This window comes from Streptomyces sp. NPDC054765 (assembly GCF_053612065.1).
In genome coordinates this window covers 93,725-104,944 of the sequence record NZ_JBSHBP010000025.1, presented here as the reverse complement: position 1 = coordinate 104,944, position 11,220 = coordinate 93,725, and the positions used below count along the sequence as shown (strand labels likewise).

The following is an 11,220-nucleotide window of genomic DNA, read 5'->3' as shown; positions in this document are numbered from 1 at the left end:
GGCCTGTGTTGTGGACGTAAAGCGAAGCAGTCCACAACACAGGCCCCGGAGGCCCACCACCGGCACCCACCACAGACGGCAAGCGGCCCCGCCCGAACACCCCTCCCGCCGAAGGCGGAAAACAGGCGCGGCGCCGCAGCCGAAGACGTGGGATTACAACCGGTGCGCCGCACCGGTAGGCGTCGCGCCCCGTGTGTCCAGGAGGAGCTGGGCCTTGACCGACAGCCCCTGAAGGTCATACGTGCGGTGCGCCTGCAACAGCACCGTCAGATCGGCGGCGGCAGCCGCTTCGTACAGCGAGTCGGCCCTGGGCACGGGGCGGCCCAGGACGTTCCACTCGGGTACATACGGGTCGTGGTACGTCAGGTGCGCTCCCAGTTCCCTCAGGCGGGAGGCGATCTCGCGGGCCGGTGAGCCCGTCCGGTCGGCGATGTCCGGCTTGTAGGTGACGCCGAGCAGCAGGATGCGGGCGCCGCGGGCGGACTTGCCGTGTTCGTTGAGGAGGGTGGCGCAGCGCTGGATGACGTAGCGGGGCATACGGCCGTTCACCTCCTGGGCGAGTTCGACCATGCGCAGCGGATGACCCAGTGAACGGCCTTTGTAGGAGAGGTAGTTGGGGTCGATGGGGGCGGCATGGCCGCCCACCCCAGGGCCGGGGCGGAAGGACTGGAAGCCGAACGGTTTGGTCTCGGCGCAGCGGATGACGTCCCACAGGTCGACGCCGATGTCGTGGCAGAAGACCGCCATCTCGTTCATCAGGGCGATGTTGATGTGGCGGTAGTTGGTTTCCAGGAGCTTGGCGGTCTCGGCCTCGCGGGGGCCCCGGGCGCGTACGACCTTGTCGGTGAGGCGGCCGTAGAAGGCGGCGGCGGCCTCCGTGCAGGCGGGGGTGAGGCCGCCGATGACCTTGGGTGTGTTGGCGTAGCGGTGGGTGCGGTTGCCGGGGTCGTGGCGGCCGGGGGAGCAGGCGAGGTGGAAGTCGCGGCCGGCGGTGAGGCCCGAGCCCTCCTCCAGGAGGGGGCGCAGGAATTCCTCGGTGGTGCCCGGGTACGCGGTGGATTCGAGGATCACCGTGGTGTGCGGGCGCAGCTGTGCGGCCAGTGTGCGGGCGGCGTCGGCGAGGGCGGTGAGGTCCAGCGCGCGGTCCTCGCCGAGCGGGGTGGGCGCGCAGAGGACGGCGGTGCGGACCCGGCCGAGGGTGGTGGGGTCGGTGGTGGTGCGGAAGCCGGCGGAGAGCAGGCGGCGTACTTCGGTGGCGGACAGCGGCCCGTCGGCGCCGGAGAGCGCGGCGGTGTGCGGGTCGGGGTCGTAGCCGATGGTGCCGATACCGGCGGTGGTGGCGGCCTGGGCGAGGGGGAGGCCGAGGTGACCGAGTCCGATGACGGCGAGGTCTGCGGGCATGGTGCGGCCGTCCTTCCCGAGCGACTGCGAATGACGTGTGCGCACGACATATGCGGATGGCGCATAAGTAGACTAAGCGGATATTTGACACAGAATAGGGATTGATGGATCAAGGCGGCGGGGTGTTGCCGCCGTGAGCGGAGGGTGGATACCGGAACGCAGCGCGGACAGAATCGACGGACGGGGGGTGTGGCCCCGATCACAGCGGGAGGCAGCGGTGAAGACAGCGATACTGGGACCGGCGCAGCGGGCCGAGGCGCTCGCCCGAATGGCGGAGCGGGAGCTGGACGTTCTCGTGGTCGGCGGCGGAGTCGTCGGCGCGGGGACGGCGCTGGACGCGGCGACCCGCGGCCTGTCCACCGGACTGGTCGAGGCGCGCGACTGGGCCTCGGGCACGTCCAGCCGGTCGAGCAAGCTCATCCACGGCGGTCTGCGGTATCTGGAGATGCTGGACTTCGCGCTGGTCAGAGAGGCGCTGAAGGAGCGGGGGCTGCTGCTGGAGCGGCTCGCGCCGCATCTGGTCAAGCCGGTGCCGTTCCTGTATCCGCTGCAGCACAAGGGCTGGGAGCGCTGGTACGCGGGCGCCGGTGTGGCGCTGTACGACGCGATGTCGCTCTCGTCGGGACACGGGCGCGGACTGCCCCACCACCGGCATCTGTCGCACAAGCGGGCACTGCGGGTGGCGCCCTGCCTGAAGGGGGATGCGCTGGTCGGCGCGCTGCAGTACTACGACGCGCAGATGGACGACGCGCGCTATGTGGCGACGATGGTGCGGACCGCGGCCGCCTACGGGGCGCAGGTCGCCAACGGCGCGCGGGTGGTGGGTTTCCTGCGCGAGGGTGAGCGGGTGGTCGGCGCGCGGGTGCAGGACGTCGAGGGCGGTGGTGAGTACGAGATCCGGGCGCAGCAGGTGGTCAACGCCACCGGTGTGTGGATGGACGACACCCAGGCGCTGATCGGTGAGCGCGGGCAGTTCCATGTCCGTGCGTCGAAGGGCATTCACCTGGTCGTCCCCAAGGACCGGATCCATTCGACGACCGGGCTGATCCTGCGGACGGAGAAGAGCGTCCTGTTCGTCATCCCGTGGGGGCGGCACTGGATCGTGGGGACGACGGACACGGACTGGGATCTCGACAAGGCGCATCCGGCGGCCTCCAGCGCGGACATCGACTATCTGCTGGAGCATGTGAATGCGGTGCTGGCGACCCCGCTGACCAGGGACGATGTCGAGGGTGTCTTCGCCGGGCTGCGTCCGCTGCTGGCCGGGGAGTCGGATGCCACCAGCAAGCTGTCGCGGGAGCACACCGTCGCACACCCGGTGCCGGGGCTGGTCGTCGTCGCGGGCGGCAAGTACACGACGTACCGGGTGATGGCGAAGGATGCGGTGGACGAGGCGGTGCACGGCCTCGACCGGAGGGTCGCGGAGTGTGTCACCGAGGACATTCCGCTGGTCGGGGCCGAGGGCTACAAGGCGCTGTGGAACACGCGGGCCCGGATCGCGGCGCGCACCGGACTGCATGTGGCGCGCATCGAGCATCTGCTGAACCGGTACGGCTCGCTGGCCGAGGAGTTGCTGGAGCTGGTGGTGGCCGATCCTTCCCTGGGCGAACCACTGGCGGCCGCGGACGACTATCTGCGGGCCGAGGCCGTCTACGCCTGCACCCATGAGGGCGCCCGGCATCTCGACGACGTACTGACCCGGCGCACCCGGATCTCCATCGAGACCTTCGACCGGGGCACCCGCAGCGCCCGCGAGGTGGCCGAGCTGATCGCGCCCGCGCTGGGCTGGGACCACGACCAGATCGAGAAGGAGATCACGCACTACCGGAAGCGGGTCGAGGCGGAGCGCGAATCCCAGCGGCAGCCGGACGATCTGACGGCGGATGCGGCGCGGCTGGGGGCTCCGGACATCGTGCCGCTGTAGGCCCGTAGCCGAAGGCAGGCCGGTGGGCCCGTGGACCGCGGGCGCTACGTACGCCGTGCCGTGCAGAACTCCGCGGTCAGCACCGCCCTGCCGTGCGCCGGGTCGGGCAGGTCATCGGTGTTGACGCGGTAGCTGACGAGGTGGCGGCCGTCGGTGGTACCCGCGGTGCGGGCGTAGGAGCCGTTGATGTCGCCGGTGTGGCCCCAGACCGTGACGCCGCAGGGCAGCCGGGTCGCGTACAGGCCGAGGCCGTACGCCCCGCCGGTGCCCTTCTCGTTGCGTATCTGGGCCATCTGGCGCGGCGCCAGGAGCCTGCCGCCGAGCAGTGCGGAGAAGAAGCGGTTGAGGTCGCCCAGGGTGGTGACCATTTCGCCGGCCGCGCCCGCCCGGCTGGGGTCCAGGGTCGTGGCGTCCACCCGCCGGTCACCGATCCGGGAGTACGCGCGGCCGTGCGGCCGGGGCAGTACCGGGTCGGTGCCGGGAAAGGAGGTGTGGCCGAGGCGGGCGGGGACGAGGATGCGGCGCCGGATCTCCGTGGCGTACGGTTTTTTGCTGACCGCCTGGATGACCAGGCCCAGCACGAGGTAGTTGGTGTTGGAGTAGGCGTACCGGGTGCCCGGTGCGGCCACCGGCGGGTGGCTGAGGGCGATCCGCAGCAGCTCGGCCGGGGTGTGGCTGTCGTAGCGGTGGGCGCCGAAGCCCGTGCCGTAGAGCTGCTTCGCCAGCCGGGGGTCCTGGGTGTAGTTGAACAAACCACTCGTATGGTCGAGCAGCTGGCGGATCGTCACCCTGCGCAGCTCGCTGCGGTCGCCGTCCCCCGTGGCCGGCACGCCGGGCGGGAGGTGTGCGGCGGCGCTGTCGTGCAGGGACAGCCGGCCCTCGGCGACGAGCTGCAGGACGACCGTGGCGACCAGGGTCTTGGTGAGGCTGCCGGCCCGGAAGTGGTCCTGCGGGCCCATCCTGCGGCCGCTGCGCAGATCGGCCACCCCGGCCGTGGAGAAGCGCGTGGCGGCGTACCCGTCGCGGGTGACGAGGGAGGCTGCGCCCGGGACGCCGTCGTCGACCAGGCGGTGCAGTGCGTGCAGCGTCGTCGCGGGCGGCCGTTCGGGCCGCGCGGGCGGGACGGGGGCCGGGCGGGTCCGGCCCGTACACGCCGTCAGGGCCAGCGCGGCCGCCGTGGCCAGGGCACTCGAACGGACCAGGGCGCGGCGGCGGCCGGCCGACGTCGCCGGCGCGGCGGTCGCGGCCGGGCGAGGCGAGCGCTTCGGCATCGGGACTCCCGTTCGTCGGGGCCATCATGACGGGTACACGGTGTCGTCCGGCACCGACCCGGGCCTTCCGCATGGCCGCAGATGAGGGAGAATGAAGGCTCTGCCAGGGTGGGTTGTCCGAGTTGGGCCAGTTTGGTGATCGATGGGACGTCGAAGCTGCCAACTCGGCTGGATAGCAGAGGGGATGCAGTGGGCGACGAGGTCGAGATGGACGGCAAAGGGGGCAGGCTGCTCGCCGGGCGGTACCGACTCGCCGATGTTCTCGGCCGGGGTGGCATGGGCACCGTGTGGCGGGCACGCGACGAGGTCCTGGGCCGCACGGTCGCGGTCAAGGAGCTGCGCTTTCCGGGCGGGGTCGAGGAGGACGAGAAGCGTCGTCTGATCACCCGCACGCTGCGCGAGGCCAAGGCGATCGCCCGGATCCGCAACAACGGCGCGGTGACGGTCTACGACGTGGTCGACGAGGACGACCGCCCGTGGATCGTGATGGAGCTGGTCGAGGGCCGCTCGCTGGCCGAGGTGGTCCGCGACGACGGCCCGCTCACCCCGCGCCGCGCCGCCGAGGTCGGCCTGGTCGTGCTCGATGTGCTGCGCGCCGCGCACGCCGAGGGCATCCTGCACCGCGATGTGAAGCCGTCCAACGTCCTGATCTCCGACGACGGCCGGGTCGTGCTGACCGACTTCGGCATCGCCCAGGTCGAGGGCGACCCCTCCGTGACCTCGACCGGCATGCTCGTCGGCGCCCCCTCCTACATCTCCCCGGAGCGCGCCCGCGGCCACAAGCCCGGCCCGCCGGCCGACATGTGGTCGCTGGGCGGTCTGCTGTACGCCTGCGTCGAGGGCGTGCCGCCGTACGACAAGGGCTCCGCGATCGCCACGCTGACCGCGGTGATGACCGAGCCGGTCGAGCCGCCGAAGAGCGCCGGCGAGTTGGAAGAGGTCATCTACGGCCTGCTGGTGAAGGACCCGGCGGGCCGGCTGGACGACGTCGGCGCGCGGGCGCTGCTGGAGGACGTGGTGCACGCCCCCGAGGCGCGGACACCGGAGCCCCCGATGGACGCGACCCGGGCGATGGCGCTGCCGACCGCGCCTCAGGAGCGGGCGGAGCCGAAGCCCAAGCCCAAGGCCACGCCCAAGCCGAAGACGAAGCCCGCCCTGAAGTCGCGGGTGGCGCGGGGGTCGAAGCCGGCAGCCGCCCCGGAGGCGGACGCCGCCGGGAAGGCGAGCCGGTCCGATGACGCCAAGACCGGCCCGGACACCTCCGCGGCAGCCAAGGCGGGCGGCAGCAAGGCCGCTGCCGCCGAGGCGGCCGCGGCGGGCACGCCGGTGTCCACCGGGCGCCCGCAGAAGAAGACGGCCGGCCCGGCGGACGGGGAAGCCACCGGTTCGGGCCAGGTGGACACGGACCGTACGAGCCCGGCCGGTGCGCACCCGGACCGGCCGGCGGGCGCCCGCCCCGGGTTCGACAGCGAGGCCGCCAAGGAGCGGCTGCGCGGCGCCCTGCAGTCGGTGCGCAGCGCCGCCGCCGCGATGGCGGCCCGTACGGACTCCAGACCCGGCGACGGGAACCGACCGCCGGTGCGCGCGTCGGTGACCGATGTCGTCCCGCGCCGGACGCTGATCATCGTGGCCGTGGTCGTGGTCGTCGTGCTGGCGGTGCTGGGCACGGTGCTGGCCGTCGTCCTGAGCGGTGACGACACGGCGAAGAAGGGCGCCGCGTCGTCCGGCAAGCAGGACAAGTCGTCGTCCGCCGGCCGGGCGAAGGCCTCGGCGGACGCGGCCGGTGCGAACGGGGACGCGGCGCAGGACCGGGCCCCGTCGACCCTGCAGCCGCCGGACCTCAGCCCGGCCGAGGACAAGGGCGGCAAGGGCGACGCGTCCGGCAAGGGCAAGGACGTGCCGGACGGCTTCGCCGAGCTCTCCAACGCAAGGTTCCACTTCCGTATGGCGATGCCCAAGGGCTTCCGGCAGACCGACACCGCGGGGGCGGGCTCCGGCGCCATATACAGCGCCTCGGGCGGCTTCCCGCGCATCCAGATCGACTACAACGCCGAGCCCGGCACCGACGCGGCGGCCTCCTGGCGCAGCCTGGAGCCGGCCGTGCGCTCCTCCAGCGAGGACTACCACCTCATCGGCATCAAGCCGGTGAAGTGGCGGGGCTATCCGACGGTCGCCGACTGGTCGTTCACCCGCCGGCAGAGCGGCGAGAAGGTACGGGTCCTCGACCGCGGCTTCCGGGCCGATGACCACCACGGCTACGCCATCATGATCACCTGCAAGGCGGACGCCTGGTCGGACAAGGCCTGCCGGCAGATGGTGGCGACGGCGTTCAAGACCTTCACGCTGAAGGACTGACCGGCGGACCGGGCGCACGGAGGGCGGGACGGGCCGAGAGGTTGCGCGTCGTTGCGCCGAGCGGGCCGCAAGCGCCGATGCGGGCACGTATCGTGAGACAGCGAAGACCGTACGCATCCGCAATCGGCGGGAAGACGACCGGAAGTGACCGGAGGCGCCAGCGCTGACGGGCGGCTCCGGCGCGACGGTAGACACAGCGCGCGCTGCGGGGAGGCGTCGTGGACGAGTACGCGGGAAGGGTGCTCGCCGAGCGATACCGCCTGCCGTTGCGGCCCCTCGGCGACGACGACTTCACCGAGACCCGGGCGTTCGACACCTTCAGCGGGCAGGAGGTCCTGGTCCGTCAGGTCCCGCTGCCGGAGGTCGTCGAGGCGGAGGTCGTGGGGGCGGAGGCGACCGGTCCCGTCGAGCGGAGTGCGGCCGGCGGCCGCTTCGGTGCCGGGCGGGTGCCGGGTGCGGCGCGGGTGGCCGACCGCAGCCCCCGCGACCCCGCCGTACGACGCGCACTGGAGGCGGCGACGACGGCGGCCCAGCTGGCCGACCACGCCCGGCTGGAGCAGGTCTTCGATGCCTTCGCGCAGGACGGCAGCCTGTGGATCGTCGCCGAACTCCTCACCGCCCGCCCGCTGTCCGCGCTGCTCGCCGAGCGGCCGCTGTCCCCGCACCGTGCCGCGGAGATCGCCGCTGATCTGCTCACCGCGCTGCGGGTGCTGCATGCGAACGGCTGGCTGCACCGCAATATCACCGTCCGTACGGTCCTGGTCTGCGCCGACGGCCGGGCCATCCTGACCGGCCTGGCGGCGGGCGCCGCCCAGGAGGCGCTGTGCGCAGACGCATCGCCCGGCGCGGACGGGTCCGCACCGGAGGCACGTGCACCGGACGGGTCCGCACCGGAGGCTTCCGCCGCCGCCCGGACCTCGCTGAGCAAGCCCGCCCCGGACGGCGGCGCCCCGGCCACCGCCGCGTACGGCCGGCCCACCGCGGGGCTCGCCGCCGAGCGGGCGCGGCAGGCGCGGCTGACCGCCATCGGCCCGGTCACCGAGCGCTGGGCCCCGGAGCAGGCCGGACCCGTGCACGAGAACTGGCAGTTGGCGCCGCCGGTCGGTCCGGCCACCGATCTGTGGGCGCTCGGTGCGCTGCTGTACCGGAGCGTGCAGGGGCAGCCGCCGTTTCCGGAGGACAGCGCCGCCGAACTCGCGCAGCTGGTCTGTTCACAGCCGCCGGCGGTCGCCGAGGAGTGCGGGGCGCTGCGTCCGGTCGTCGAGTCCCTGCTGCGCCCGGACCCCGCCGACCGCCCGGATGCCGACGAGCTGAACGGCTGGCTGCGGTCGTTGATCCGTACGGCGCCGGAGCCGGAGGCCGGCAGCCGGCTGGTGACGATGCCGGCCTCGCAGGGCGCCGCCGATCCGCGGCGGCTGCCGATCGTGCGGCGCCGCGGTGAACTCGTCCGCAAGGGGCGGCACAAGAAGCCCCGGACGCTCCGGCGTGCCCGGCCGCAGCCGGCGCCGGCCGTCGTGGGGGCGCCGGCCGCCGCGGCGGCACCGCCCGTCGTGGGAGCGCCGGCCGCCGTGGCCGCACCGCCCGTCCCGCAGCCGCCGGACCAGGAGGTCTCCGCCCCGGCCGCGCCTCGTCCGACCCGCCCCCCGAAGCAGCCCAAGCCGCTCCGGCAGCCCAGGCCCGCCCGGACGGACCGGTCCGCCGAGCCGTCGGTGCCGGTCGGGCGGAGCGGGACCGCGGACCGGGAACCGTACGACCAGGAGATGCTGGGTGACGTCGGCCTGGAAGCCGCGCCGCGCCAGGACCGCCCCCCGCGCGCGCCGCGCCACCTCGGCCGGCTGGTGCTCACCGCGATCCTGCTCCTCCTCGTCGGCGCGGTCATCTACGCCATGGCGTTCCTGCCGAAGTCCGGCCAGGACTCCAAGGCCGGCGGGCGCGGCGCGGACCGTACGGGCACCTCGGGAACGGCGCCCGGCGGCAGCGGCACACCGCCCGGGGACCGGGGGAGCAAGAAAGACGGCGGCTCCGGCGCGCCGCAGATCACCCGGCCGACGGAAGTCGCCAAGGGCTTCGAGATCCGCACCGACCCCGAGGGCTTCCAGGTCGCGGTCCGCAAGGGCTGGCAGCGGCGCGGGGCGAACGGCATGGGCCAGGTGCGGTACGTCGGAGGGGACTACGAGCTGGTCGTGGTGCCCGGCCGGGACACCACGGCGCACTCCGGCACGGACCCGATGGCCTACATGCAGGACAAGGAAGCCGAACTGGCGCCGTACCGCTCCTCCGGCTGGGCCTCGGCGTCCGGTCTGCAGCGGATCGACGTCGGGAAGACGGCGATGGCCGAGGGCACCTTCTCCTGGCGCGACGGCAGCGGCCGCGAGGTGTACGTGCGGAACCTCGCGATGATCCACAACGGCCGCTACCACCTCGTCCTCGTCATCGGCCCGGACAGCGGCCGGCACGAGGTCGACCAGCTCTACGAGCAGGCGACAAGCGCCTACCGCCCGAGCTGAGCCGGCCGGGCGGCGGCCCGGCCGCGGGCTGTCACCCGCTCAACTCCCGCTCCAGCGGCGTCCGGATGCGCGGGGTGAGGGTGCGGCGGTGCCGATACGGGGGCGGGAGTGGCTCATGGGGGACCGTAGGGGAGGGCCAGGACAAGGTGTGTCCTATCTGCCCGGGTCCTCATCGGACGATGGCCCGCCCGTTCCCGGAGCGCTCCGCCCACCCCCGTAGCGCTCCCTCAGCTCCCCCTTGAGCACCTTGCGCAGGGTCGCGCCGCGGGGGAGGGCGGCCGGTGCCTCCAGCCGTTCGGGGAGTTTGTGCGGGGCGAGGCCCTGGGCGAGGAGGTGGGCGCGGACTTCGGGCAGGGTCACTGTGTTTGCGCCTGGGGGCTGTTCGATGACGGCGCAGACCAATTCGCCGCGTGCGGCGTCCGGCAGGCCGATGACCGCGGCGTCGGCCACACCCGGGTGCCGCTGGAGGAGTTCCTCGATCTCCTGGGCCGAGATGTTCTCGCCCTTGCGGATGATGATGTCTTTGAGGCGGCCGGTGATGACGAGGTGGCCGGTGGGGGTGAGGTACCCGAGGTCGCCGGTGGGCAGGAAGCCGTCGGGGTCGAAGGGGTCGGGCTCGTCGAGGTAGCCACGGCAGACGGCCGGGCCGCGCACGGATATCTCGCCGGTGCCGGGCGCGATACGGATCTCCATGCCGGCGGGTGGCCGGCCGTCGGTGGTGGCGAGGTGTGCGGGGCTGTCGTACGGGTCGCCCATGGTGACCATCGGGGCCTCGGTCATGGCGTAGCCATGGGTGAGCCGGCAGCCGAGCCCGGTGACGACCTCGTGGTACAGCGCGGGGGGCAGGGGTGCCCCGCCGCCGGCCAGCAGCCGCAGCGACGGCAGGAGCCGTACTCCCGGCGGTAGTTTGCGCTGTTCGGCGAGGAAGAGGGCGTAGAAGGCGGTGGAGCCGCCGGCGACGGTGACGCCGTGGCGGCGGTAGGCGGCGAGCGATCCGGGCAGCGCGAAGTGTTCCAGCAGGACGGCCGGGATGCCGTGCAGCAGGAGCAGGACGGTGTAGTCGGGGCCCGCGACATGGGCGTACGGAAAGGCCATCGAGCCGACGTCGGACGGGTCCAGGCGCAGCGCGTCGGCCAGGCAGCGGCCGGCGGTGCGCAGGCTGCGGTCGGTGTGCAGGACGCCCTTGGGTTCCGCGGTGGTGCCGGAGGTCCAGTAGATCCAGCGGATCTCGTCGGCGTCGGCGGGTGGCGGGGGCAGCACGGCCGGGTCGCCGTCGGGGAGGGTGTCGTACACATCGATGACGGTGAGCGGGCCGGGCAGGCCGGCGGCCAGCCGGCGGGCCATCGCATGGTGGTCGAAACCGCGCCAGGTGCCGGGGACGGCGAAGAAGGCGGCGCGGGTGCGGCGCAGCACCTGGGCCACCTCGTGGTCGCGGTAGAGCGGGACGACCGGGCTCTGGACGGCGCCGATACGGGCCAGCGCGAGGCTGGTCAGCACGGTCTCGATGCGGGTCGGCAGCTGCCAGACGACCCGGCTGCCGGGCCGTACGCCCCGCTCGTACAGGCCGGCCGCGACCCGTTCCGCACGCCGGTGCAGGGCGCCGAAGGTGATCCGCCGCTCGTGCCGGGCGGATGCGGCGCCCTGGATGAGGGCGGTGGCGCCGGGGGTGCGGGCGGCCCGCCAGGCGACCAGGTCCCAGAGGGTGCTGCCGGTCATCTGTCCTCCCGGATGCTGACGCATCGTCAGATTCGTGTGGAGGGTA

Annotated in this window: 6 protein-coding genes; 3 read left to right on the top strand and 3 right to left on the bottom strand. The window is 73.3% G+C overall.

Annotated elements, in window-relative coordinates:
- Window positions 1–153: 153 nt before the first annotated feature.
- On the bottom strand, window positions 154–1,401 hold the full coding sequence (locus ACWGJY_RS18305; protein ID WP_453261829.1) for a nucleotide sugar dehydrogenase: 1,248 nt from the start codon (window positions 1,399–1,401) through the stop codon (window positions 154–156).
- Between the two features lie 217 nt (window positions 1,402–1,618).
- Here ACWGJY_RS18305 and ACWGJY_RS18300 point away from each other — a divergent pair, with 217 nt between their 5' ends.
- Complete coding sequence (locus ACWGJY_RS18300) at window positions 1,619–3,325, top strand: glycerol-3-phosphate dehydrogenase/oxidase (protein WP_453261828.1); 1,707 nt, start codon at window positions 1,619–1,621, stop codon at window positions 3,323–3,325.
- A 44-nt stretch (window positions 3,326–3,369) separates the two neighbouring features.
- On the opposite strand, the gene ACWGJY_RS18295 is transcribed toward ACWGJY_RS18300, so the two are convergent.
- The gene (locus tag ACWGJY_RS18295) at window positions 3,370–4,596 is read right to left on the bottom strand and encodes a serine hydrolase domain-containing protein (RefSeq protein ID WP_453261827.1); all 1,227 of its coding nucleotides are present in this window, start codon (window positions 4,594–4,596) and stop codon (window positions 3,370–3,372) included.
- A gap of 189 nt (window positions 4,597–4,785) precedes the next feature.
- Between ACWGJY_RS18295 and ACWGJY_RS18290 the strand changes: the two genes are divergently transcribed.
- Together ACWGJY_RS18290 and ACWGJY_RS18285 are read left to right on the top strand one after the other, a co-directional pair.
- Entirely contained in the window at window positions 4,786–6,951 is a 2,166-nt protein-coding gene (locus tag ACWGJY_RS18290; protein ID WP_453261826.1) for a serine/threonine-protein kinase, read from the top strand.
- A 218-nt stretch (window positions 6,952–7,169) separates the two neighbouring features.
- Window positions 7,170–9,458, top strand: a complete 2,289-nt coding sequence (locus ACWGJY_RS18285) for a protein kinase (protein WP_453261825.1) — start codon at window positions 7,170–7,172, stop codon at window positions 9,456–9,458.
- A gap of 153 nt (window positions 9,459–9,611) precedes the next feature.
- Here the strand turns inward: ACWGJY_RS18285 and ACWGJY_RS18280 are convergent, their stop codons facing one another.
- Window positions 9,612–11,174: a class I adenylate-forming enzyme family protein gene (locus ACWGJY_RS18280; protein WP_453261824.1), complete on the bottom strand. Its 1,563-nt coding sequence runs from the start codon at window positions 11,172–11,174 to the stop codon at window positions 9,612–9,614.
- Window positions 11,175–11,220 lie beyond the last annotated feature (46 nt).